Origin of the sequence: Pedomonas mirosovicensis, from assembly GCF_022569295.1 — a bacterium.
Lineage (GTDB): Bacteria > Pseudomonadota > Alphaproteobacteria > Sphingomonadales > Sphingomonadaceae > Pedomonas > Pedomonas mirosovicensis.
Window position 1 is genome coordinate 2,665,556 of the sequence record NZ_JAKFIA010000001.1, and the last position, 22,295, is coordinate 2,687,850.

Below are 22,295 nucleotides of genomic sequence, written 5' to 3' on the forward strand. Positions count from 1 at the left end.
ACCTGCGGGCCTTGCTTTTTGGTGTCCCTAGAAGGCATGGCGGCCCATGTTGGCGCTCCGTCACGCCGTCCGCGCTTGAGCGAGCGGCCCGCCGCCAATATGCTAGAGGCAGATGTTGACGCTAGTTCCCTTCACGACCGCCCATTTCCCCCTTCTCTCCGCCTGGTTCGAGAGCCAGAGAGACGTGGTGCAATGGGGCGGCCCTGCCCTGACCCATCCGCTGACGGACGACCAGTTCGAGGCAATGCTTGAGGAAGGCGCCGCCTCTCCCCCGGCGCGCCTGTGCTGGATGGTGGCTGACGACGCCGGTTTCATCGGCCATGCACAGCTCGTGTTCGATTGGCAGAACGGCAGCGCGCGGCTCTCACGGGTCGCAATCGCGCCCGATGCGCGGGGCCGTGGGCTTGCCGCCCCCATGCTGCGCCTCGTCATCGATCAGGCCTTCGCCTTTGCCGGTATCGAGCGGGTCAGCCTCTTCGTCTACGACTTCAATGTCCCCGCGATAAGAACCTACGAGCGGCTGGGCTTCAGGATGGAGGGCGTGCGCCTGTCTTCCGCGCGCGTGGGCGATGAATGCTGGAATACAGCCACCATGGGCCTGCCCCGCAGCGCATGGGCAGAAGCGGCGCGCAAGGCCGGGTAGCCTCCCGCTCCGGGGGCAGCGGAGACGCCCCCTTTTCCGTCCCCACCCCCTGATTAAGCTGAAATCCGGGGCTTTGCCGCCTGTTCGCAGTCAGCATTGGCTTGCGCGCGTGAACGCGGCCTATTAAATCTTGGTCAACCTCAGCTTCATGGCAGCTGACATTTTCAAGTGATGAGCATTGAATGTATCGGGATGGTTTCGCCAGCGACCAGCCATTAGCAACGGGCTTGCCCGACGCTGAGCAAGCTGGAGCGAACAGCCGCCAGAAAAGGCGGGGCCAAACGGGGCACATGAATGTTCTGGCCCTGGGCGGCAGCCATCAGTTTGCACACTTTCTCCCGGCGGCCTTTGAGCTACACCGGCGCGGCCGGACGAAGATCACCGTCTTCGTCAACGATGAAACCGATAAACAGACCGCCATTGCTCTGGCCGAGCAGCTGGGCCTGCCATTGCCGGATATTGTCACGATGTCCCTGCCCGCGCCGCTGGCCCGCCACCTGCCATGCGCCTTGCAGAAGCTGGCGCGATTGCTGCTCTGGGCCCGGCGCCTGTGCGATGCCGACAGCCTCCTGACGGCCGAGCGGACCAGTTCGCTGCTACGCCGGCTGCCGGGGCACTGCCCCCTTCTCATCCACATTCCCCACGGCGCAGGCGACAGGGCTGTGGGGTTCGAGAAGCGCTTCTCCCTCTTCGATCATGTCATCGTGACCGGCGCGAAGGACCGCGATCGCCTGGTTGCCAGCGGCCTGGTGTCCAAGGATCGCTGCCATATCGGTGGCCCCATCAAAATCGCCTCGATGATAAAGCTTAGGCAGGCTGCGGAGCCACTGTTTGCCAACGACCGTCCGGTCGTTCTCTACAATCCGCATTTCGATCCGACCCTTAGTTCCTTCAACGCCTCGGCACGGTCGCTGATCGAGGCGTTCAGGCATCAGGATCGCTACAACCTGATCGTCGCTCCCCATGTGCGTCTCGCCCGCCATTGGAGCCAGGCCGAGCGCGAGCGCTGGGAGTCCCTGTCGGTTCCCGGCCGGATTCTGGTGGACATGGGGTCCACGCGCTCGATCGACATGAGCTATACGCTGGCCGCCGATCTCTACATCGGCGATGTCAGCAGCCAGGTTTACGAGTTTCTCATCAAGCCCCGCCCGTGCCTGTTCATCAACTCCCACGATGCTCGGTGGGAAGGCAGCGAGGACTATGCGATGTGGCGGTGCGGCGAGGTTATCACCCCCAGGAGTGATATTCTGGCAGCGGTGGAGCGCAGCTTCGCAAGCCATGCCCAATACCGCCCGGTTCAGGAGGCGCGCGCCCGGTATGCGCTGGGCGAAATCGGCCCGAATGCGCCGGAGCCGATCGCTCATGTCGCAACCATTATCGAGCGCGTGCTGCTGCAAAGCGCCGACGCGCCAATAACAGCCGCATCCTGAAAGAGAAAAGGGGCGCAGCAGCCTCAGCCCCTGCGCCCCCTTCCATGCAATTCAGCAGCTCGGCGTCACGCCGCCTTTTTGGCCGAGAGCCCGTCGTAGAAGGTCTCGCCGCGCGCTGCCATATCGCGCAGCAGCTTCGGGGGAGCGAAGCGCTCTCCGTATTGCTGGGCAAGGCGATCCAGCTCCTCCACCACCTTTGCGATGCCGATGGTGTCCATCATGCTGAACGGGCCGCCGGTGAAGGGCGCGAAGCCCCAGCCGAAAATCGCGCCGATGTCGCCGTCCTCAGGTGTCGTCAGCACGCCTTCCTCGTAGCAGCGGGCGCACTCGACCAGCTGGCGGTAGATGAGGCGCTGGCGCACTTCGGCCGGGTCCGGCTGCTCCTCTTCGGGCAGGCGGCCGAATTCCTTCTCGATATCCGGCCACAAGTATTTTTTGCTGCCGTCGCTCGGGTATTCGTAGAAGCCCTTGCCCGCCTTGCGGCCGTAGCGGCCAAGTTCGTACATGCGGTCGATCACCCGGTCGCCTTCGGTCGGCCGGTAGGCATCGCCCATGTCGAGCATCGCCTGCTTCTTGATTTTCCAGGCGAGGTCAATGGCGGTCTCGTCGCCCACCGCCAGCGAGCCGACCGGCATCCCCGCCTGCCGCCCGCAGTTCTCGATGAGTGCGGGCGCGACGCCCTCGCCCACCAGCGTGTAGCCTTCCATCACATAGGTGCCGAAGCAGCGCGAGGTGTAGAAGCCGCGGCTGTCGTTGACGACGATGGGCGTCTTCTTGATCTGCGCCACATAGTCCAGCGCCTTGGCGATGGCCTTAGGACCGGTGTTCTTGCCGGTGATGATTTCCACCAGCGGCATTTTCTCAACCGGCGAGAAGAAGTGAATGCCGATGAAATTGTCCTGCTTGCTCCACGCCTCGGCCAGCGAGATGATCGGCAGCGTCGAGGTGTTGGAGCCGAAGATCGTCTCCGCCCCCACCACGGCTTCGGTTTTCTTCGTGGTCTCGGCCTTCACCGCGCGGTCTTCGAACACCGCCTCGATGATGAGATCGCAGCCCTTGAGCGCCTCGAAGTCCGCCGTCGGCGTGATGCGGGCCAGCAGCGCCTCGCCCTTTTCCGGGCTGAGCTTGCCGCGCTTCACATCCTTTTCCACCAGCTTGCGGGAGTAGTCCTTGCCCTTTTCGGCGCTGGCCATGTCCCGATCCAGCAGCACCACCTCGATGCCTGCCTTCGCCGACACATAGGCGATGCCTGCGCCCATCAGCCCCGCGCCCAGCATACCGAGCTTTTTCGTCGGCAGTTTCTCGATGCCCTGCGGGCGGCGCGCGCCGCGCTCGGCCGCCTGCTTGTTGACGAACAGCGTGCGGATCATGTTGCCCGCCTGCGGGTCCATCAGCAGCTTGGTGAAATATTTGCTCTCCAGTCGGATCGCGCGGTCGAACGGCAGCTGCGTGCCTTCGTAAACCGCCGAGAGAATGGCCTTGGGCGCGTTGTAATTGCCCAGCGTTTCCTTCATCAGCATGGGGGTGGCCCCCATGAACAGCTGAGCAACGGCCGGGTTGAACGCGCCGGAGCCGCCCGGCACCTTGAAGCCCTTCACATCCCACGGCTGCACCGCCTTCGGGTTGGCGAGCACCCAGGCCTTGGCGCGGGCCACGATCTCTTCCGCCGGGGCCACCTCGTTGACGACGTTCATCGCCTTGGCCTCGGCCGGCCGCAGGCTCTTGCCCTGCGCCATGGTCATCAGCGCGGACTGGATACCCATGAGGCGCGGCAGGCGCTGGCTGCCGCCCGCGCCCGGCAGCAGGCCCACCAGCACTTCTGGCAGGCCCAGCTGGATTTTCGGATTATCCGCCACCACGCGGTAGTGGCAGGCGAGCGAGAGTTCCAAGCCGCCGCCCAGCGCCAACCCGTTGATGGCAACCGCCACCGGCTTGCCGCAGGTCTCGAGCCGCCGGAACACCGCATTCAACGTGAAGGCCTGCTCGAAAATCCGGGCCGCGTTCGCGCCGCCCTCTTCCCGCACGCTGGCGATAAGGCCGCCGATCCACTTCAGGTCGGCCCCGGCCATGAAGCCGCTGTCCTTGCCCGAGGTGATGACCGCGCCCTTGATATTTTCCTCGCCGCTGATCCGGTCGATGCAGGCGTGCAGATCGCGGATGAAATCCGGCGTGATGACGTTCATCGACTGGCCGGGCACGTCGATGGTCAGCAGCGCAACGCCGTCCGCATCCACGTCGAATTTGATCGTGTCAAACATGGGAACCGTTCCTTCGCGCAAAAATCAGACCCGCTCGATCACCGTGGCGGTGCCCATGCCTGCGCCGATGCACAGGGTGACAACTGCCGTCGCCAGATCGCGTCGCTCCAGTTCATCGAGCGCGGTGCCCAGGATCATCGCGCCGGTTGCGCCCAGCGGGTGCCCCATGGCGATGGCGCCGCCGTTTACGTTGATCTTGTCGTGCGGCACGTCGAGCGCCTGCATGTAGCGCAGCACCACGGCGGCGAAGGCCTCGTTCAGCTCGAACAGGTCGATGTCACCCGCCGTCATGCCCAGTTTTTTCAGCGCCTTTTCGGTGGCGAACGAAGGCCCGGTCAGCATGATGGTCGGCTCGGAGCCGATGGAGGCCATGGCCTTGATGCGGGCTCGGGGCTTGATCCCGTATTTCTCGCCCATTTCCTTGGTGCCGATGAGCACGCCCGCCGCGCCATCGACAATGCCGGAGGAATTGCCCGCGTGGTGCACGTGGTTGATGCGCGCCACTTCCGGATATTTCAGCAGGGCCACGTGGTCGAAGCCCGGCATGGTCTCGCCCAGATCGATGAACGAGGGCCGCAGCTGCGCCAGCGACTGCATGTCGGTCTCGGGCCGCATGTGCTCGTCGTGGTTCAGGATCACCTCGCCCATCACGTCCTTCACCGGCAGGATGGACTTGTTGAACCGCCCCTCGGCCCAGGCCTTGGCGGCGCGCTTCTGGCTCTCCACCGCATAGGCGTCCACGTCGTCGCGGCTGAAGCCGTATTTGGTGGCGATGAGATCGGCGGAAATGCCCTGCGGCACGAAATAGGTCTTGATGGCAACGGCCGGGTCGGTCGCCCACGCAGCGCCGTCCGAGGCCATGGGCACGCGGCTCATGGATTCAACGCCGCCGCCGATCGCCATGTCGGCCTCGCCCGAGATCACCTTGGCCGCCGCCATGTTCACCGCCTCAAGGCCCGAGGCGCAGAAGCGGTTGATCTGCACGCCGCCGGTGGTCTCCGCATAGTCGGCGTTCAGCACCGCGATGCGGGCGATGTCCGCCCCCTGTTCGGCGACCGGGGTCACGCAGCCGAGGATCACATCGTCCACGTCCGCCGTGTCGATGTGATTGCGGTCGCGCAAGCTTTGCAGAACCTGCGTCGCCAACTGCACGGGGGTGATTTCATGCAGCGCGCCGTCGGGCTTGCCCCGTCCGCGCGGCGTGCGAACCGCGTCATAAATATAGGCTTCAGCCATGTGCCGTCCCTTCTCCTTGGCCCTTCTTCAAATGCCGTCAGGGTGCGTCTCAAAAACCCTCGCCTCAGAAATCCTCTGCGGCCAGCGCCATCACCGTCTCTGCGCCCGCCTCCACCTTGCGGCGCAGGCTCGCCGTATCGGGCAGGTGCCGGTCGGCGAAATAGCGGGCGGTCGTCAGCTTGTTCCGCAGGTAGCGCTCGTCGCCATTGCCGCTCGCCAGGGCATCGAGGCTGGCGCTGCCGATTTTCAGCCACATCAGGCCAAGGCCAACGAGCCCGGCCAGATGCATGTAGGGGTAAGCCGCCGCGCCCGCGTTGTTGGGGTTGGCCATGGCGTTCTGCATCAGCCACATGGTTGCCGCCTGCAGGTGGCCGAGCGAGCGCTCCAGCGCTTCCGCCACCGGCTTCAGCTCCTCGCGGCCCTTGCCGTCGTTGATCGCCTGCGTCACCAGCTTGTTGAAGGCCTGCAGCGCCCGGCCGCCGTTCTTCGCCAGCTTGCGGCCCACGAGGTCGAGCGCCTGAATGCCGTTGGCGCCCTCGTAGATCTGGGCGATGCGGGCATCGCGCACGAACTGCTCCATGCCGTGCTCGCGGATATAACCGTGCCCGCCGAACACCTGCTGGGCCAGCACGGCGTTCTCGAAGCCCTTGTCGGTGAAGTAGCCCTTGATGACCGGCGTCAGCAGGCCAATCAGATCATCGGCGTGCTGGCGGTCCTCCTCGGTTGGCGCCTTGTGCACCAGGTCCACCAGCAGGCCTGCCCACATGGCCATCGCCCGCGCGCCCTCGTTGAAGGCGCGAATGTCCATGAGCATCCGCCGCACGTCCGGGTGGACGATGATGGGATCGGCCTTGCCCTCCTTGTTCACCGGGCCCGTGAGCGCCCGGCCCTGCAGCCGCTCGCGGGCGTAGATGACGGCGTTCTGGTAGGCGGCCTCGGAAATGGCGAGGCCCTGCAGCCCCACGCCCAGGCGCGCCGCGTTCATCATGATGAACATGGCCGCCAAGCCCTTTTCCTTCTCGCCCACCAGCCAGCCGGTCGCGCCGTCGTAGTTCAGCACGCAGGTGGCGTTGCCGTGAATGCCCATTTTCTTCTCGATGGAGCCGCAGGAAACGGCGTTGCGCGCGCCCAGCGACCCATCCTCGTTCACCAGGAATTTCGGCACGAGGAAGAGGGAGATGCCCTTCACGTTGTCCGGCGAGTCCGGCATTTTCGCCAGCACGAGGTGGATGATATTTTCCGCCAGATCGTGCTCGCCGGCGGAAATGAAAATCTTGGTGCCGGTGATTTTATAGGTGCCGTCCGCCTGCGGTTCGGCCTTGGTGCGGATGAGGCCCAGATCCGTGCCGCAGTGCGGCTCGGTCAGGTTCATAGTGCCGCACCATTTGCCCGAGATCATGTTGGGCAGATATTTTTTCTTCTGCTCGTCCGAGCCCACCACCTCGATCGCCGCCGTCGCGCCGTGGGTGAGGCCGGGATACATGGCGAAGGCAAGGTTCGCCGAAATCAGATATTCCTCAAGGGCGGTACCCAGAACGAAGGGCAGGCCCTGCCCGCCGTATTCGGGAGGGGCGGTCAGCGTGCCCCAGCCGCCCTCGACGAACTGAGTGTATGCCTCCTTGAAGCCCGGCGGCGTGGTGACGCTGCCGTCTTCATGCCGGGTGCAACCGTGCTCGTCGCCCGCCTGGTTCGTCGGCTGCACGACTTCCTCGGCGAAGGTCGCCGCCTGCTCGAGGATCGCCTGCACCATGTCGGGCGTCGCCTCGGCGAAACCGGGAAGGTTGGAGTAGGTGTCCAGCTTCAAAACATTGTTGAGGATGAACAGGGTGTCCTTCACCGGTGCGGCATAGACGGGCATAATCACTCACTCCCTTATGAATTTTTCTTCGTGCACCCGGTATCGGGTCCAACGGACTCGAGTATGGCGCAGAACTGTTCCAGCTCTTCGATCATGTTCTGGATGTCGTCACGCTGTTCCTGCAGCGCCGCGATGCGGCCGCGGCATTTCTCCAGCGTTACCTGAAGCTGGCGCGTGCGGCCGTCATCCAGATGATAAAGGTCGAGCATCTCGCGGATTTCAGCGAGCGAAAAGCCTACCCGCTTGCCGCGCAAAATCCAGGCAAGGCGCACGAAATCCCGGCGGTTGTAGATGCGGCTTTGGCCGCGCCGCTCCGGGTTGATGAGCCCCTGGTCCTCATAGAAACGGATGGCGCGCGGCGTGATGTTGAACGCCACCGCCAGATCGGTAATCGTGAACGGTCCCGGCAGGTCCGGAACCATGAGGCCCGAAAAGAAGGACTGCGCGCGATCTTCAGCTTCCAGTGTCATGGGCGGAACTCTAGTTGACGTTTACGTAAACGTCAATCAGCGCCAAAGGTGCCCCCCTGACGGAAGGGCGCCGGGCAGAAACGCTGTGGCCACGGGGTCAGGCCTTCTTCTGCTGCTTCTTGCGGCTCAGCACCACCATGCCCGCCGTTGCCAGCGCCAGCCCTGCCGCGTGATAGGGGCCGAACGGCTCGCCCAGCAGAACAACAGCGGCGACGCTGGTGAGCAGCGGCCCGGTGCTGCCGACAACGCTGGAGCGCGCCGCGCCGAGCCGGGCAATGGCTTCCGATTGCAGGAAGGAGGCAAGCACCGTCGAGATGAGCGCCACCGCTGCCATCCAGGCGAGCGCGGCGGGCGTAATGGCAAGGCCCACCAGCCCCTCCACCGCCACGGCCTGCGCCAGCACGGCAAAGCACGCGGCGGACATGGCGATGGCGGTGAACAGCAGGCTGCCCATGGCGGCGATCGGCCCGCCGCTCAGCATCAGGTAGCCGGCGTAGGCAACGGCGGAGCCGAACACCAGCGCGGTGCCCAGCAGCGTGTCTGCCCCGCCCAGCTGCAAATCGTGCCCGAACAGCAGGCCAAGGCCCGCATAGGCCAGCCCCAAGGCGCCCGAGGTCTGGGCCGAAATGGGCTGGCGGCGGATGAAGGCGGTCGCCAGGATGACCAGCGCCGGGTAGCAAAAGAGGATCAGCCGTTCCAGCTGGGCCGAGACATACTGAAGGCCCAGAACATCCAGATACGATGCGCCATAGTAGCCGAGGATGCCGACAAACGCGGCCTGGGCCACCTGCCGGGCGGACGGTTTTTCCGTCCGCCGCTGCCACGCCTTCACGCCCACGGCGAGAAAAACGGGAAGCGACAGCGCCATGCGCCAGGCCATGACCGCGTTTACCGATGCGCCGTTCGCGAAGGCCAGTTTGATGAACACCGGCTTCATCGAATAGAAGGTGGTGGCGCACAGCGCGATGCAGAAAGCCGCCGCATAGCCTCCGGTGGGAATGGCTTGCAAACGGGCACGCAATCCGGACATGGGCGATAACTCCTTGTAACATCCTGCGATACGCCCGGCCGTTGTCCCCGGCAAGCGCCGGAAAGCTCTCTTCCGCGATACCTCCTATGCATTTGTGGCGATGCCCCCCGGCCGGGCGATCCCCACCCATCCCGAATGTGCTATGCTAGCCCTTGGCAGTCGAGCGCTGGGAGGCACGGATATGGCAGAGCACCGGCCAGGCAAACGCCCAAGCAACCGTATCGAAACCTACGATGAGTTCTTCCTCTACTATCTGCGCGAACATGCCCGCCCGGCCACGCGGCGCTGGCACTACGCGGGCACTGCGCTGGTCATTCTGGCAGCCGCGGCCATCCTTGCCACCGGGCATTTGATCTGGCTGCCGATCCTGCTGCTGGCGGGCTACGGCCCGGCATGGATCAGCCACTTCTTTATCGAGAAGAACCGTCCCGCCACCTTCCGCCATCCCTTCTGGTCGCTGATCTCGGACTTCCGCATGTTCGGCCTGTGGCTCACCGGCCGCCTGCGCCCCTGGCTGGAGCGGGCCGGCGTTCCCACGTCTCAGGCCGCCGTCCATCGCTGAACCCTCGGCCCGGCGGGCGGAACAGCGCCTTCCCCGGCGGCGTTGCCTTTGGGAGAGCCCCCTTTCTCTCCCACAAGGAGCCTCCATGACCGAAGACCGGAAAATCCCCGACCAGCAGAACCAATCCTCCCAGACCAACCAGAATCAGGCCAATCAGCCCCGGCGCGGCGAGGTGCCGGACCCGCTGAAGCAAGGCATGCGCGCCGCCGGGGGCCATGTGCTCCATGGCATGGGAATGAGCGCCAGCGCCCAGCAGAGCGGGCGCGGCCTTGGCGAGTCCTCTCTCGGCCGCAACTGGGATGCGGGCGGCGAGCCGGGGCAGGACGATCGCGGCACCATCAGCACCGGGCCGGACACCGCGCCGGACGAGCGGGCCCGCCAGCGCCAGTTCCATCAGGAACAGGAGCAGAAGCAGCAACAGCAGAACCTGGGCGGCGCGCGGTCTGATCTGGCCAACCAGGCAGGCGCCAATCCGCCCCGCCAGCCCTCGCTGGACGAGACCACCCCGCCGGATGTTCTCGCCCGCAATCCTGACGTCACGAAGTAGCAGGCGCGCTGCCGTCCCGGCCGCCCATCCCATTTGAGGGTCGGGCGGTGGCGCTTCGCCTTGGCTTTGCGGAACAGGCCGCCCCGCGATCCGTTGCCTTTCCTTGAAACAGCAACCCCCCGATCGCGTAGCGGGAGAGACGTATCATGACCGATGACAAGCGGAACCAGGGCCAGGGCGGGCAGGCTCAGCAGGGGCAGCAGCAGAACCAGCAGAACCGGCAGCAGGGACAGTTCGGCCAGCCCCTTCAGTCCGACCGCCAGCAGAGCCAGAGCCGCGCGAACGAGACGGACTCCCAGCAGAATATCTGGGGCGAAGGCTCGGGTTCCAACCAGCAGGCGCAAGCCGCCCACCGCGACCGGATGGAGCGGCTGCAGAGCAGCCAGCGCACCGGCGGCATGGCCGAGGAGAACCAGCAGCTGCGGCAGGCGGGCTCGGTGCCTCGGGTGCCGCGCCAGGCGCAGGCGGTACAGGGCATTGCTGATCAGAATGCGCCGTTCGCCACCCAGCAGGGCCAGCAGCAGAACCAGACGCAGGAGGTGAACGCCGACCGCGAGCAGCATGTGCGCGGGCAGGATCTCGGCACCAGCGGCCAGCGGGCGCAGGGCGGCCAGACCCAGCCGACCGAAAGCGGCGAGCGGGGCGCAATGTATCAAACCTCGCTGGCGCCCGGCTTCAAATCCAACCGCACCTGGACCCAAACCAGCGGCGGCCAGCAGGCGACGCAGACCAGCCTGCAGGGCGGCCAGTGGCCCGCCCAGGCGCAGGGGCAAAGTGAAGGCCAGAACCAGGGCCAGGGCGTGCCCCAGCAACAGGAGCCGAGCCAGGCGCGCGGGCCCGGCAAGGAGCAGCAGCAGGGCCAGGCCCGCTGGCAGGATCCCGAGCAGATGCTGGACAAGAACCCGGACCAGCGCGCGGCCCAGAATCCGGGCTACACCCAGGGCCAGCAGAATCAAAGCCAATCCCAGGGCGAAGATCAGGCCCAGAGCGGCCGGCAAACCCTGCAGCAAAACCAGCCGGAGGTGCGCTACTCGACCACCGACCTGCGCGAGCAGATGCGCCAGGACGCCTGGGAGAACCGCGACAGCCAGGGCCGGCACCCGGAGGAAGGCTCGCACCAGCAGCACTTCGCCACCAGCCGCGGCGACATCGAGGACGCCGGCACCCGCAAGCAGCAGAATCAGGCGGCGCGCAGTCAGGAGTCCGGCGAGATGCTGGAACAGCGGCGCGGCCTGCGCGGCGAGACCGACGACAGGGCCGGCGTCGAGCAGCGCTCGCAGGGTCAGGCAGCGCCCAATATCGATCAGCAGCAGCGGCAGGGCGGCGCAGGCGGGCAGGATCCTGACCGTCAGCCCGGCTCCGGCGGCCAGCGCGCCGAAGCCGTCGCCGACCGCATTCAGGACGACGATCTGGGCGACCCGCGCAAGGGCGGTGGCGGCACCGCCAGCCGCCGCCGGTCCTGACACTCGCGCCACGTATTTTCGTGGTTTGTTTGCAGGAGGGGCTTGCCCCTCCTGCACCTCCCGCTCGTTTTATGGGCCGCGCCCTTCATGCCGCGCACGGCCCGATAAAAGGTAGGGAGTGCGGAGGGACTGAGTCCCTCCTGCAAAAATAAAACCCGAAACAAAACCCCTCAACGCTCTCCCGCCATGGCCAGCACCCGCCGCGCCGTTTGCGCGTGCAGCGCCTCGATCATCTGTCCATTGAGCACGGCCAGCCCCTTGCCGGCCTGCTCGGCCGCCTCGAAGGCGGCGATGATACGGCGCGCCTGTTCCACCTCAGCGTCCGAGGGGGCGAAAGCGGCGTTGGTGGGCGCGATCTGGCTGGGGTGAATCAGCGTCTTGCCGTCAAAGCCGAAGGCGCGCGCCTGCCGGCACTGGCGCACGAGGCCATCCTCGTCCTTGATGTTGGGGTACATGCCATCGAGCACGTCAAGGCCCATGGCGCGCGCAACCATCACCGCGCGGCTCATGGCAAAGTGCAGCGGCGCGCGGTCCACGGTGTCGAGCGCGCGCAGGTCCTTCACAAGGTCGGCGAGACCCATGACGAGGCAGGCGAGCCGGGGGCTGGCGGCGGCGATCTTCTCCAGCTTTAGGAAGCCGCGCGGAGTTTCGATCATGCACCAGATGCGCGTCTCGGGCCGCGCCTTCAGCCCTTCCATCATCGCCTCCAGCTGTAGCACCTCGGAGGCGCTTTCCACCTTGGGCAGCAGGATGGCATGCGGGCTGGCACCAACCGCCGCCTGAACGTCGGCGATGCCCCATTCGGTATCGAGCCGGTTGATGCGGATCACCAGTTCGCGCTCGCCATAGTCGCCGCCGCGCACCGCCTCGGCGGCAGCCGCGCGGGCCTCCGCCTTGGCCTCGGGCGCCACCGCGTCCTCAAGGTCCATGATGACCACGTCGCAATCGAGCGTTTTGGCCTTCTCGAGCGCGCGGGCATTGGAGGCCGGCATGTAAAGCGCGCTGCGGCGCGGGCGGCTCGATGCGATCATGAAACCCTCCTTCTTTAAACGCGTCCTAGCAGAGAATGGCTCTTGCCGGGAAGCTGCCGGACGCTGCAAGAAGGATAGGGTGAGCTGAACGATGATCGACCCGCATATTCCCGATGAGTGGCTGTATCCGCCATCCCTTTCCGTCGCGGCGCAGGTGCAGCGCGAGCTGGCCCGGCGCGTCGTGCGGGAGGATGCTCTCGACCCGGTGAATCGGCTGGCGGGCGTTGACACCAGCATGAAATGGCGGGACACGACCGGCCCCATTCACGCCGCCGTGGTGCTGATCGGCTGGCCCTCGCTGGCCGTCGAGGCCAGCTCCGGCCTCAGCGCTCCCAGCCCCATCCCCTATGTGCCGGGCTTCCTCGGCTTTCGGGAATGCCCCAGCCTCGTTGGGGCGTATCGCAAGCTGCCCGTTCCTCCCGACCTCATCTTTGTTGACGGTCACGGCATCAGCCACCCGCGCGGGCTCGGCATCGCCTGCCACCTGGGCGTGCTGCTCGACCGGCCAAGCATCGGCGTTGCCAAGAGCATTCTCATCGGCGAACCGGCCGGGCCGCTGGGCGAGGAGCCGGGCGACCGCACGCCGCTGGTGTGGAAGGGCGAGACCATCGCCATGGTGCTTCGCACCCGGCGGCGGGCCCGCCCGCTTTATATTTCCACCGGCCACCGGGTATCGCTGGAAACGGCCGTCGAGTGGGTCATGCGGACCGCGCGCGGCTATCGCCTGCCCGAGCCAACCCGCCTCGCGCACGAGGCCGCCAATGCCCATCGCCGCCAGGCCCTTGCGTCGGAGAGCGCGGAAATCAGCCCCTGAGTGGCGGGGAACGCAAGCCATGGCCACCTCGTTGGAAGGGGATTGCACATTTCCTCACAAGCGAGGTGCGCCATGAAAACGGCAATCGCGTTCGCAACTGTTCTGGTGGCGTTGGGCGGTGGTTTTCCCGTTCTGGCCCAGACGGCCAGCCAGCCGGCAGCATCCCCGCCGACGACCGCACCCGCGCCGAACATGCCCGGCATGCCGGGCATTCCCCGCTCCGTCACCGATGCCATCGGCCAGAAGACCGGCACCACGGTGCTGACCGGCAGCTACCTGCGCGAAGTGGATGAGAACGAACCCCTGCTCGGCCCCGGCAACCTGACGGTACGCCAGATGGAGGATGCCCGGGTGATGGATTCGCGCGGGCAGGCGATGGGCGAGGTTGAGGAGGTCATTGCCAACAACCGTGGCCGTATTGTCGGCGTGACGGCGGAGGTTGGCGGCTTTCTCGGCGTGGGCGAGAAGGAGGTGCTCATTCCGCTTGAGCATCTGACTGTGCGGAACGGACAATTCCAGACCGACCTGACGCAGGAGCAGTTGAAGGCCCTGCCCCGCTGGGACGACGACTGACCCGCCGCCGGACCGCCTGCCCGGTATTTTCCCGGCGGGCGCTCAGGTTTAGGGCCGCTTCTCCAGCGTCTGGCGCAATGCGGCAATTTCCGCCCGCAGCGCCTCCAGCTCCGCGTGTCCCGCCACCGGCGCGTCGCGGTCGCTTGCGTCCTGTCCAATGAAGAAACTGGCAAGGCTCGCCGTGATGTAGCCGAAAACGGCAAAGCCGTAGAGCGCCAGCAGGAAGGCGAGAATCCGCCCCTCCGGCGTTACCGGCCAGATATCGGTCCCCATGCCGGTGATAAGCATGCCGGTCCACCACAGCGCATGGCCGAAGGACGTGAAGCCCCCGCCCCCTGGCCGGGCCGGCTCGAAAAACAGCATGCCCGCCGCGCCCAGCAGCACCACCGCCAGGGTCAGCCCTCCCACATAGCCGAGGCCCCGGCGACTGAGCGTGTTCCTCAGCGCATTCATGCCCCGGTTGGCGGTGCCGACGATCCGCACCAGCTGCGCGCCCCGTCCCATGCGGAGGAGACGCAGCGCCCGCAATGCCCGAAACGCCTGCAACAGGCGCACGGCGGGCACGACCAGCGCAATGATGGTCAGCCAATTCTTCCGCAGGAAGGGCAGCTTGTGCGGCGCAAGCCACAGCCGCAGGCCGAACTCCAGAATGAAGATGATCCAGATGATCGTGCCGAACGCCTCCAGCGCACGCGGCGTTTTCCAGACCAGCTCCACGACCACCAGCACCAGCCATAGGAAGCTGAGCACGATCATGGGCGTCCGCAGCATCACCTCCAACTGCTCGAGCGCCGTCAGCCGTTCCTCTTCCGCCTGATATTCCGTCTTGGGAGCCTGCCTGTCCTCCATGCGCGCCTTCCCTCCGGTCTCCTCCCTGCCCGAAAGGAAAACCCCTGACGCCGCCAGCGGTTACCGTTTTTGCTGCGCCTTACAGCAACCGGATCTCCCGCAGACGCTCCTCCAGGTAGTCCTGCGCCGTGATCGGCTCCGGGTAGCGGCTGGGGTTGTCCGGCGAAACGCAGCCGGGCAGCGGCTCGATCACCACGTCCGGATTGAAATGCAGAAAGAACGGCATGGAGTAGCGCGGCCGCCTGGCCCGCTCGGGCGGCGGGTTCACCACCCGGTGGGTGGTGGAGGGCAGCACGTGATTGGTCATCCGCTGGAGCATATCGCCGATGTTGACGACGATGCATCCCGGCGGCGGGTTGATCGGCAGCCAGCGGCCGTCCTTCGTCAGAATTTCCAGCCCGCCTTCCTCCGCGCCCAGCAGCAGCGTGATGACGTTGATGTCCTCATGCGCCGCCGCGCGCACCGCGCCCGCCGCGTCCTCGGGCACCGGCGGGTAGTGCAGCACGCGAAGCAGGCTGTTGCCCGCGTTCACCCTGGCATCGAAGAAATCCGGCGCGAGGCCGAGATACTGGGCGATCGCCCGCAGCATCCGCTGGCCGAAACCATCGAGCGCTGCGTACAGGCCATAGGCTGCCTCGCGAAAGCCGTCGATCTCTTCCACCCATACGTTCTCGGGCATGAAAGCGCGGTAGGCGTGCCCCGGCGGCAGCTCGCGCCCCATATGCCAGAACTCCTTGAGGTCGTGCGCTTTGGCACCCTTGGCCGTCTCGATGCCGAACGGCGTGTAGCCCCGTGCGCCCGCCAGGCCGGGGCGGTGGTAGCGTTGCTTCGCCTCCTCCGGCCAGGCGAAGAAGGTCTTGAACCGGGCGAGCGTCCCTTCGATCAGGTCGCCCGGCAGGCCGTGGTCAGAGACGACGGCAAAGCCATACCGGGCGTAGGACTCGCCGAGGGCCCTGGCAAAGGCTGGAAAATCTGCATCGTAGAGATGATAGCTGACGGGTGGTATGGCGCTGGTCATAGCTTGAGCGTTTAAACAGTGCGTACGCTTTGAGAAAGGGTGGACCGTATGGCAGGCAACAGGGAGGTGCTCGGCACCGGCAACTATCTGGAACTGGTGCGCGAGGACGGCTGGGAATTCGTCGAGCGCAACCGGGGCAGCGGGGCCGTCGGCATCGTTCCGGTAACGGATGCGGGCGAACTGGTGCTGGTGGAGCAGTGGCGCGCCGCGCTGGACGGCCAGTCGATCGAGCTCCCGGCCGGCCTCGTTGGCGACGAGGACGACACAGACGAGGAAATGCTGGTGGCCGCCCGCCGCGAGCTGGAGGAGGAAACCGGCTTCCACGCCGAAGCGTGGACCCACCTTTACGACGGCACCACCTCCGCCGGTCTGACCTCGGAGACGGTCCACATCTACCTCGCCACCGGGCTGACCCGAATCGGCGAGGGCGGCGGCACGAGCCACGAGAACATCATCGTTCACGTCGTGCCGCTCGATGGCATCGAGAACTGGCTGGCCGCCCAGCGCCAGCGCGGCGCGATGATCGACATTAAGGTCTACGGCGCGCTTGCCGTCGCGCGCGGCGCGATCAAGCCTGCGGAATAATAGCTTTTATAGGATCTTAGCGCCGGGCTGGCCTTCCCTCGAAGCCGCCGGCCCAGCCGCGCCGTCCCTACCGGATCAGGTATGGGATACGCCTCGCGTCACCCACCCGCCGCCATATCGCAAAAGGTTGAAAACAGCACGAAACATTCTAGTCTGTGTAGGTTAATGGCGATACGGGCGTCGACGGCGATGGCGATAGGCGAGACATTAACCGAAGCGGCTCCCCCGGCCGGATTATCCGGCCAGCCGCTCTACCAGCAGATTGCTAGGGACCTTCGGTCGCGCATCACGGGACAGGAATTTGCCGCCGGCTCCTACCTTCCCACCGAGGAGAAGCTGTGCGCTCACTACCAGGTGAGCCGCTTCACCATCCGCGAGGCCCTGCGCCAGTTGCAGCAGGAGGGGCTGATTTCCCGCCGTCGCGGCGCAGGCACGCTCATCCGGCACGATGGCATCCGGCACGATGGGGCCGCCACGCCGCAAGCCGCCCCTGATGACGCCGCTGCCGCCACCACGATGGCTGACAGCCTGCAGCCGGGGCGCTTCGGCGGTTCCACCACGCTCGTGGCGGACGAGCGCTTGTCCCAGCGGCTCGGCTGCGCTGCCGGCAGCCGCTGGCTGGTGCGCTCCGCGGTCTATGCCGCGCCGGCCGCGCTGGTGGAAATCTACCTGTCAGAGACCCTGCGGTCGCTGGCCGGGCAGGTTACTCCCGGTCAGGAGCCGTTGTGGGAGCAGTTGGAGCGCCTTGGCCGGCCGCTGGGGCGCGTGCAGGTGAAGGTGCAGTCCGTCACTCCCAACCAGAGCGAGGCGCGGCTGCTGAACGTGGCAGCGCTGGCGCCGTGCCTGCGGATCACCACCCTGTGCCACGACCTGGCGGGCGAGCTGCTCGCCTGCGCCACCCACCTGCATCCCGGCCACAGCTTCGTCTACGAGACCGACATTCCGCCCGGCAAGGCAGCCTACTGGCGCCACCAATAGGCCACCTTTCCGCAGCCCTTTACTCGGCCGGTAGCCCCCAGCATTCGTGGAGGATCTTCCAGGCCTCGTCAGCCGTCTCCACGAACCTGAACAGTTCCAGATCGCGCGGCGAGATGGTGCCTTCCTCCGCCAGCGCCTCGAAGTTCACCACCCGGTTCCAGAAGGCCTTGCCGAACAGCAGCACCGGAATGGGCGATATCTTGCCCGTCTGGATGAGGGTGAGGGTCTCGAACAGCTCATCGAACGTGCCGAAGCCGCCGGGGAACACCACCACCGCCCGCGCCCGCATCAGGAAGTGCATCTTCCTGAGGGCGAAATAGTGGAACTGGAAGCTCAGCGACGGGGTGACGTATTCGTTCGGATACTGCTCGTGCGGCAGCACGATGTTGAGGCCGATGCTGGGCGCGCCCACGTCATAGGCGCCCTTGTTCGCCGCCTCCATGATGCTCGGCCCGCCGCCGGAGCACACCACGAAATGCCGCTCCCCGTCCGCGTCCTGCGGCATGCTGGAGAAGCGGCGGGCAAGCTTGTAAGCCTCGTCGTAATAGTGCGCCTTCTCCTTCAGCCGCTCGGCCACCAGTTTCTCGCGCGGGGTCTTGGCCGCCGCCAGCAGCGCCTCTGCCTCGGGCGGAGAGGGAATGCGGGCCGAGCCGTAGAACACCACTGTCGAGGCGATGCGGTGCTCCTGCAGGATCATCTCCGGCTTCAGCAGCTCCAGCTGGAAGCGAACCGGGCGCAGTTCTTCCCGCAGCAGGAAATCATTATCCGCAAAGGCCAGCCGATAGCTCGGGTGGTTGGTCTGGGGCGTACCCTCGACCCGTTCCGCTAGGTCCGCTTCCGCGCTTGCGCTGGGGAAGATCCGTCGGGGTGGGGAGACATCGGCAGTCATAGAGTCCATCGTTTGTTGAACTTGATAAGGCACGCCGGATTTACCGCAGCCGGTCGATCAAAGCCCGTTCTTTGTTGCGGGAAGGCCGCTGGGCCAGACCAATGCCCGCCCGCATCATCGCCCAGAACGCGCCATACCGCCACTGCCCGTCCGGAGCGGGGCCGGAAACTCGCCGCGCCTGTGCAACTGTTGACGGTTCGTGAACGGCATGTCGCGATTGGCCGCAAGGAAGCATCTCGACTTACGCGCGCGCGACTGCCATAGCCGAACCATGCCTACCCTTGACACCGCCGCGCCCGACCCCGGCGCTCAACCGAAAACGGCCTTCGCCTTTCGGGATTTCCGCTTCTTTTGGGCAGCCCGTTTCCTGGGCAGCTTCTCCACCCTCATGTCCGTTGTCGGCATCGGCTGGCTGGTCTACGAAATCGCCCGGCGCACCCACAGCATCAAGGAAGCCTCGCTGTATCTTGGCCTCATCGGCCTGGTGCAGTTCGCGGCGCTGGCCGGATGCACCCTGTTCGCCGGCTATGTCGCCGACCATGTGGACCGGCGCTGGGTTGCGCGCGGCGCCATCATGGTCGAGATCTTCTCCGCCGCCTGGCTGTTCACCCACACCGTCACCGGCATCGACGTGCTGTGGCCCATCTTCGTCTCGGCCGCGCTCATGGGCGTCGGGCGCGCCTTCATGGGGCCGGCGCTGCAGTCGCTCGCGCCCAACCTGGTGCCGCGCGATATCCTGCCCTCGGCCATCGCCTGGAACTCCATCGCCTGGCAAACGGCAGCCGTCGGCGGCCCCGCCGCCTGCGGCTACCTGATGGCGCTCGGCCCCCAGTGGGTGTTCGGCACCTGCCTTGTGATGCTGTGCCTTGCGCTCCTCTGCATGTTCTGCATCCGCCCGGTTGCCCGCACCGCCGTCGCGCACAAGGCCAAGCCATGGCGCTCCATCGTCGCGGGCCTCAAGTACATCCGCACCAACCGCATCATTCTGGGCGCGATCTCGCTCGACCTGTTCGCCGTGCTGCTGGGCTCGGCCACGGCCATGCTGCCGGTCTTCGCCCGCGATGTGCTGATGGTGGGCCCCGAAGGCCTCGGCAACCTGCGCGCGGCGCCGGCCGTCGGCGCGGCGCTGGTGGCGCTGGTGCTCACGCGCGGCGGGCTGCGCCACAACGTCGGCCTGTGGATGTTCTCTTGCGTCGGCCTCTTCGGCCTGTGCACGGTGGTGTTCGGCCTGTCCAAATCCTTCCCGCTGTCGATGGCGGCGCTCATCGTCCTCGGCGGGGCGGACATGATCAGCGTCTACGTCCGCCAATCGCTCGAGCAGCTCTACACGCCTGATGACATGCGCGGGCGCGTCGCCTCGGTCAGCACCCTGTTCGTCAGCGCTTCTAATGAGCTGGGCGAGTTCCAGTCCGGCCTCATGGCGCGGCTGCTCGGCGCTGTGCCGTCCGTCATCGTCGGCGGCATCGGCGCGCTCATCGTCACCGGCCTGTGGGCCTGGGCCTTCCCCGAGCTTCGCAAGGCCAACAAGCTGGTGCCGCCCGAGCCCATACCTGCAAAGCCTGTATCAACCGACAACGGCAAAGCCTCACCGGCCTCGTGAGAAGAAATTCTCGCTTGGCCTTGGAAAGCATGGCCTTATCTTGTCTGCAGATTGGCCGGTTCCGCATTTGGAGGCATTCATGAAAGCGAACAGCGTTCTCGAGACCATCGGCAACACGCCGCACATCCGCGTCAACCGTCTCTTCGACGGCTCGCATGAAGTGTGGATCAAGTCCGAGCGGTCGAACCCCGGCGGGTCGATCAAGGATCGTATCGCCCTTGCCATGATCGAGGACGCCGAGCGCTCCGGCGCGCTGAAGCCCGGCGGGGTGATCGTCGAGCCCACCTCGGGCAACACCGGCATCGGCCTGGCGATGGTCGCCGCCGTGAAGGGCTACAAGATCATCCTCGTCATGCCCGACAGCATGTCGATCGAGCGCCGCCGCCTGATGCTGGCCTACGGTGCCACCTTCGTGCTCACCCCGCGCGAGAAGGGCATGAAGGGTGCGGTCGAGAAGGCGACCGAAATCGTCAATGAAACGCCGGGCGCATGGATGCCCCAGCAGTTCGAGAACCCAGCCAACGTGACGGTGCACGAGCAGACAACGGCACAGGAAATCCTCGCCGACTTCCCCGAGGGGCTGGATTACATCATCACCGGCGTCGGCACCGGCGGCCACATCACCGGCGTCGCCAAGGTGCTGAAGAAGAAGTGGCCGAACCTCCAGGTGCTCGCGGTCGAACCCACCCAGTCCCCCGTGCTCTCCGGCGGCCAGCCCGGCCCGCACCCCATCCAGGGCCTTGGCGCGGGTTTCGTGCCGGTCATCATGGACACCAGCCTGCTCGATGGCGTCGTGCAGGTGGAAGCAGAAGACGCCCGCGAGATGGCCCGCCGCGCAGCGAAGGAGGAAGGCCTCCTCGTCGGCATTTCCTCGGGCGCGACGCTCGCCGCCATCGCCCAGAAGCTGAAGGACATTCCGGCGGGCAGCCGCATCCTCGGCTTCAACTACGACACGGGCGAGCGTTACCTCTCCGTGCCGGATTTCCTGCCCAGCGAGAGCTGATCCGGGCAGCAAAGCCACAGACACTCGGCTTACTGGCGAAGGGGGGCGGCAACGCCCCCTTTTCCATTTGGCCCGCTTGCGGCACAAGAAGGGCCCCCAATCCGTTTCTGCCTGGCATGTGGTTGTGATGGTCGAGCTTCTTGATGTTCCCCCCGGCGCCATTGCCAGCGTCGTCACTTACCTGGAGATGACCGAGCGCCCCCGCCCCCGGCCGGGCCCGGTGATGATGGGTTTGCACCTTGTGCCGATGAGCGACCCCGATCCCGAGCGCTACCGCGCCCTGTTCCGCGCCATCGGCGCGCCGTGGCTGTGGTTCAGCCGGCTGCAGCTGGATGATGCGTCCTTACGCGCCAGGCTGACCGCGCCTGGCGTTGCCCTTTATGCAGTGCAGGAGCGCAAGGTAGACGTGGGGCTGCTGGAGCTGGACTTTTCAGCGCAAGACGAGGTGGAAATCAGCTTCTTCGGTCTTGCGCCGCACTGCACCGGCCGCGGCGCGGGTTCGTGGCTGATGGCGCAGGCGCTGGCGCTCGCCTGGGCGAAGAAGCCCCGGCGGGTGTGGCTGCACACCTGCAGCCTTGACCACCCGCGCGCCCTGGCGTTTTATCAAAAGCACGGCTTTCGCCCCTACGCCCGCAAGGTGGAGATCGCGCCAGACCCCCGCCTTACTGGCCTGCTTCCGCCAGACGCCGCCCCGCACGTTCCCGTGATCGGAGAGACAGCATGATCGACTGGTCTCAAGTCCGCGCCCTCAGCTTTGACTGCTACGGCACGCTGATCGACTGGGAAAGCGGCATCCTCCAGGCGCTCGCCCCCTGGGTCAGCCGCTTCGGGTCCGCCAAGGTGCTGGCCGGCTTCGGCGCGGTGGAGCCGGATCTGGAGCATGCCCACCCCATCTGGCCCTATCGGCAGGTGGTGGCAGAGGTCTACCGCCAGATGGCGCGGGAGCTGGACGTTGCCAGCGATGACGCGGCCGCCGTCCGCTTCGCCGACTCCATCGCCAACTGGCCACCGTTTCCCGACACCATCGCCGCCCTCCGGAAGCTGAAAAGCCGGTTCCAGCTGTTCATCCTCTCGAACGTGGACGAAGCCAGCATCCTCGGCTCGCTAAAGCTGCTGGCCGTGCCGTTCGACGGCGTGTTTACCGCCGAGCAGATCGGCTCCTACAAGCCCAACCCCCGCAACTTCGATTTCCTGCTGGCGCAGATGGCGGCGCGCGGCATCACGCCCCAGCAGATCGTCCACGTGGCCCAGTCCCTCTACCACGACCACGGCCCCGCCCAGGCCGCCGGCCTCAAGACGGTGTGGATCGACCGCACCCAGGGCAAGCCGGGCGCCACCCGCCTGCCCCACCCCCTGCCGCCCTTTGACCTGCGCTTCGAGACGCTGGGCGAGTTCGCCGCCCGCGCCGTCACCACGCACTGAGCACCCAGTTCTCGCACAAGCAAGGCTTGCCCTTCC

The 22,295-nt window shown here is 66.2% G+C and carries 22 protein-coding genes; 13 read left to right on the forward strand and 9 right to left on the reverse strand.

The features are described 5' to 3' along the window. Positions 1-112: 112 nt before the first annotated feature. A complete protein-coding gene (locus L0C21_RS12765) occupies positions 113-643 on the forward strand; it encodes a GNAT family N-acetyltransferase (protein WP_259278719.1) in 531 nt (176 codons plus the stop codon). Positions 644-933: 290 nt separating this feature from the next. Then, entirely contained in the window at positions 934-2,073 is a 1,140-nt protein-coding gene (locus L0C21_RS12770; RefSeq protein ID WP_259278720.1) for a CDP-glycerol glycerophosphotransferase family protein, read from the forward strand. Between the two features lie 65 nt (positions 2,074-2,138). Here the strand turns inward: L0C21_RS12770 and L0C21_RS12775 are convergent, their stop codons facing one another. The 5 genes from L0C21_RS12775 to L0C21_RS12795 all read right to left on the reverse strand — a co-directional run bounded on the left by L0C21_RS12775 (position 2,139) and on the right by L0C21_RS12795 (position 8,925). Beyond that, on the reverse strand, positions 2,139-4,331 hold the full coding sequence (locus L0C21_RS12775; protein ID WP_259278721.1) for a 3-hydroxyacyl-CoA dehydrogenase NAD-binding domain-containing protein: 2,193 nt from the start codon (positions 4,329-4,331) through the stop codon (positions 2,139-2,141). 24 nt (positions 4,332-4,355) lie between these two features. Then, positions 4,356-5,567 carry an acetyl-CoA C-acetyltransferase gene (locus tag L0C21_RS12780; protein WP_259278722.1) on the reverse strand — a complete coding sequence of 404 codons (1,212 nt, stop codon included), beginning with the start codon at positions 5,565-5,567 and terminating at the stop codon, positions 4,356-4,358. Between the two features lie 64 nt (positions 5,568-5,631). Next, positions 5,632-7,425 (reverse strand): acyl-CoA dehydrogenase C-terminal domain-containing protein, encoded by a 1,794-nt coding sequence (locus L0C21_RS12785; protein ID WP_259278723.1) that lies wholly within the window; start codon positions 7,423-7,425, stop codon positions 5,632-5,634. Between the two features lie 14 nt (positions 7,426-7,439). Further along, positions 7,440-7,847, reverse strand: a complete 408-nt coding sequence (locus tag L0C21_RS12790; RefSeq protein WP_310593388.1) for a MerR family transcriptional regulator — start codon at positions 7,845-7,847, stop codon at positions 7,440-7,442. 145 nt (positions 7,848-7,992) lie between these two features. After that, positions 7,993-8,925 carry a DMT family transporter gene (locus tag L0C21_RS12795; protein WP_259278724.1) on the reverse strand — a complete coding sequence of 311 codons (933 nt, stop codon included), beginning with the start codon at positions 8,923-8,925 and terminating at the stop codon, positions 7,993-7,995. A 181-nt stretch (positions 8,926-9,106) separates the two neighbouring features. Between L0C21_RS12795 and L0C21_RS12800 the strand changes: the two genes are divergently transcribed. The 3 genes from L0C21_RS12800 (at position 9,107) to L0C21_RS12810 (ending at position 11,497) form a co-directional block, all read left to right on the forward strand. Beyond that, the gene (locus tag L0C21_RS12800; RefSeq protein ID WP_259278725.1) at positions 9,107-9,487 is read left to right on the forward strand and encodes an Mpo1-like protein; all 381 of its coding nucleotides are present in this window, start codon (positions 9,107-9,109) and stop codon (positions 9,485-9,487) included. An 85-nt stretch (positions 9,488-9,572) separates the two neighbouring features. Next, complete coding sequence (locus L0C21_RS12805; protein WP_259278726.1) at positions 9,573-10,034, forward strand: hypothetical protein; 462 nt, start codon at positions 9,573-9,575, stop codon at positions 10,032-10,034. A gap of 146 nt (positions 10,035-10,180) precedes the next feature. Further along, a complete protein-coding gene (locus tag L0C21_RS12810) occupies positions 10,181-11,497 on the forward strand; it encodes a hypothetical protein (RefSeq protein ID WP_259278727.1) in 1,317 nt (438 codons plus the stop codon). A 170-nt stretch (positions 11,498-11,667) separates the two neighbouring features. Here the strand turns inward: L0C21_RS12810 and L0C21_RS12815 are convergent, their stop codons facing one another. Further along, positions 11,668-12,528 carry an HpcH/HpaI aldolase/citrate lyase family protein gene (locus L0C21_RS12815; protein WP_259278728.1) on the reverse strand — a complete coding sequence of 287 codons (861 nt, stop codon included), beginning with the start codon at positions 12,526-12,528 and terminating at the stop codon, positions 11,668-11,670. A 91-nt stretch (positions 12,529-12,619) separates the two neighbouring features. On the opposite strand from L0C21_RS12815, the gene nfi reads away from it, so the two are divergent. Both nfi and L0C21_RS12825 read left to right on the forward strand, forming a co-directional pair. Further along, complete coding sequence (gene nfi / locus L0C21_RS12820; RefSeq protein WP_259278729.1) at positions 12,620-13,342, forward strand: deoxyribonuclease V; 723 nt, start codon at positions 12,620-12,622, stop codon at positions 13,340-13,342. A 72-nt stretch (positions 13,343-13,414) separates the two neighbouring features. Then, positions 13,415-13,915 (forward strand): PRC-barrel domain-containing protein, encoded by a 501-nt coding sequence (locus L0C21_RS12825; RefSeq protein WP_259278730.1) that lies wholly within the window; start codon positions 13,415-13,417, stop codon positions 13,913-13,915. Between the two features lie 48 nt (positions 13,916-13,963). Here the strand turns inward: L0C21_RS12825 and L0C21_RS12830 are convergent, their stop codons facing one another. Together L0C21_RS12830 and L0C21_RS12835 are read right to left on the reverse strand one after the other, a co-directional pair. Beyond that, on the reverse strand, positions 13,964-14,764 hold the full coding sequence (locus tag L0C21_RS12830; RefSeq protein WP_259278731.1) for a potassium channel family protein: 801 nt from the start codon (positions 14,762-14,764) through the stop codon (positions 13,964-13,966). 79 nt (positions 14,765-14,843) lie between these two features. Beyond that, positions 14,844-15,782 (reverse strand): isopenicillin N synthase family dioxygenase, encoded by a 939-nt coding sequence (locus L0C21_RS12835; protein WP_259278732.1) that lies wholly within the window; start codon positions 15,780-15,782, stop codon positions 14,844-14,846. 48 nt (positions 15,783-15,830) lie between these two features. Between L0C21_RS12835 and L0C21_RS12840 the strand changes: the two genes are divergently transcribed. Both L0C21_RS12840 and L0C21_RS12845 read left to right on the forward strand, forming a co-directional pair. Continuing rightward, positions 15,831-16,367: an NUDIX hydrolase gene (locus L0C21_RS12840; protein WP_259278733.1), complete on the forward strand. Its 537-nt coding sequence runs from the start codon at positions 15,831-15,833 to the stop codon at positions 16,365-16,367. 189 nt (positions 16,368-16,556) lie between these two features. Further along, positions 16,557-17,345: a GntR family transcriptional regulator gene (locus L0C21_RS12845; protein WP_259278734.1), complete on the forward strand. Its 789-nt coding sequence runs from the start codon at positions 16,557-16,559 to the stop codon at positions 17,343-17,345. A 19-nt stretch (positions 17,346-17,364) separates the two neighbouring features. Here the strand turns inward: L0C21_RS12845 and L0C21_RS12850 are convergent, their stop codons facing one another. Then, positions 17,365-18,234, reverse strand: coding sequence for an LOG family protein (locus tag L0C21_RS12850; RefSeq protein ID WP_374940237.1), 870 nt, complete (start codon positions 18,232-18,234; stop codon positions 17,365-17,367). 271 nt (positions 18,235-18,505) lie between these two features. Here L0C21_RS12850 and L0C21_RS12855 point away from each other — a divergent pair, with 271 nt between their 5' ends. The 4 genes from L0C21_RS12855 to L0C21_RS12870 all read left to right on the forward strand — a co-directional run bounded on the left by L0C21_RS12855 (position 18,506) and on the right by L0C21_RS12870 (position 22,259). Further along, on the forward strand, positions 18,506-19,834 hold the full coding sequence (locus L0C21_RS12855) for an MFS transporter (RefSeq protein ID WP_259278736.1): 1,329 nt from the start codon (positions 18,506-18,508) through the stop codon (positions 19,832-19,834). A 79-nt stretch (positions 19,835-19,913) separates the two neighbouring features. Beyond that, a complete protein-coding gene (gene cysK / locus L0C21_RS12860; RefSeq protein WP_259278737.1) occupies positions 19,914-20,837 on the forward strand; it encodes a cysteine synthase A in 924 nt (307 codons plus the stop codon). Between the two features lie 127 nt (positions 20,838-20,964). Next, complete coding sequence (locus tag L0C21_RS12865) at positions 20,965-21,561, forward strand: GNAT family N-acetyltransferase (RefSeq protein ID WP_259278738.1); 597 nt, start codon at positions 20,965-20,967, stop codon at positions 21,559-21,561. Continuing rightward, positions 21,558-22,259, forward strand: coding sequence for a haloacid dehalogenase type II (locus L0C21_RS12870; RefSeq protein ID WP_259278739.1), 702 nt, complete (start codon positions 21,558-21,560; stop codon positions 22,257-22,259). The genes L0C21_RS12865 and L0C21_RS12870 overlap by 4 nt, the downstream gene beginning before the upstream one ends. Positions 22,260-22,295 lie beyond the last annotated feature (36 nt).

Excerpts from the sequence above, each read along its gene's own strand:
- L0C21_RS12850 (WP_374940237.1), bottom strand. The coding sequence starts at position 18,234 with ATGACTGCCGATGTCTCCCCACCCCGACGGATCTTCCCCAGCGCAAGC.
- L0C21_RS12815 (WP_259278728.1), bottom strand. The coding sequence starts at position 12,528 with ATGATCGCATCGAGCCGCCCGCGCCGCAGCGCGCTTTACATGCCGGCC.
- L0C21_RS12765 (WP_259278719.1), top strand. The coding sequence starts at position 113 with ATGTTGACGCTAGTTCCCTTCACGACCGCCCATTTCCCCCTTCTCTCC.
- L0C21_RS12825 (WP_259278730.1), top strand. The coding sequence starts at position 13,415 with ATGAAAACGGCAATCGCGTTCGCAACTGTTCTGGTGGCGTTGGGCGGT.
- nfi (WP_259278729.1), top strand. The coding sequence starts at position 12,620 with ATGATCGACCCGCATATTCCCGATGAGTGGCTGTATCCGCCATCCCTT.
- L0C21_RS12775 (WP_259278721.1), bottom strand. The coding sequence starts at position 4,331 with ATGTTTGACACGATCAAATTCGACGTGGATGCGGACGGCGTTGCGCTG.
- L0C21_RS12805 (WP_259278726.1), top strand. The coding sequence starts at position 9,573 with ATGACCGAAGACCGGAAAATCCCCGACCAGCAGAACCAATCCTCCCAG.
- L0C21_RS12830 (WP_259278731.1), bottom strand. The coding sequence starts at position 14,764 with ATGGAGGACAGGCAGGCTCCCAAGACGGAATATCAGGCGGAAGAGGAA.
- L0C21_RS12800 (WP_259278725.1), top strand. The coding sequence starts at position 9,107 with ATGGCAGAGCACCGGCCAGGCAAACGCCCAAGCAACCGTATCGAAACC.
- L0C21_RS12795 (WP_259278724.1), bottom strand. The coding sequence starts at position 8,925 with ATGTCCGGATTGCGTGCCCGTTTGCAAGCCATTCCCACCGGAGGCTAT.
- L0C21_RS12835 (WP_259278732.1), bottom strand. The coding sequence starts at position 15,782 with ATGACCAGCGCCATACCACCCGTCAGCTATCATCTCTACGATGCAGAT.
- cysK (WP_259278737.1), top strand. The coding sequence starts at position 19,914 with ATGAAAGCGAACAGCGTTCTCGAGACCATCGGCAACACGCCGCACATC.
- L0C21_RS12840 (WP_259278733.1), top strand. The coding sequence starts at position 15,831 with ATGGCAGGCAACAGGGAGGTGCTCGGCACCGGCAACTATCTGGAACTG.
- L0C21_RS12845 (WP_259278734.1), top strand. The coding sequence starts at position 16,557 with ATGGCGATAGGCGAGACATTAACCGAAGCGGCTCCCCCGGCCGGATTA.
- L0C21_RS12785 (WP_259278723.1), bottom strand. The coding sequence starts at position 7,425 with ATGCCCGTCTATGCCGCACCGGTGAAGGACACCCTGTTCATCCTCAAC.
- L0C21_RS12870 (WP_259278739.1), top strand. The coding sequence starts at position 21,558 with ATGATCGACTGGTCTCAAGTCCGCGCCCTCAGCTTTGACTGCTACGGC.
- L0C21_RS12810 (WP_259278727.1), top strand. The coding sequence starts at position 10,181 with ATGACCGATGACAAGCGGAACCAGGGCCAGGGCGGGCAGGCTCAGCAG.
- L0C21_RS12790 (WP_310593388.1), bottom strand. The coding sequence starts at position 7,847 with ATGGTTCCGGACCTGCCGGGACCGTTCACGATTACCGATCTGGCGGTG.
- L0C21_RS12780 (WP_259278722.1), bottom strand. The coding sequence starts at position 5,567 with ATGGCTGAAGCCTATATTTATGACGCGGTTCGCACGCCGCGCGGACGG.
- L0C21_RS12865 (WP_259278738.1), top strand. The coding sequence starts at position 20,965 with ATGGTCGAGCTTCTTGATGTTCCCCCCGGCGCCATTGCCAGCGTCGTC.
- L0C21_RS12855 (WP_259278736.1), top strand. The coding sequence starts at position 18,506 with ATGCCTACCCTTGACACCGCCGCGCCCGACCCCGGCGCTCAACCGAAA.
- L0C21_RS12770 (WP_259278720.1), top strand. The coding sequence starts at position 934 with ATGAATGTTCTGGCCCTGGGCGGCAGCCATCAGTTTGCACACTTTCTC.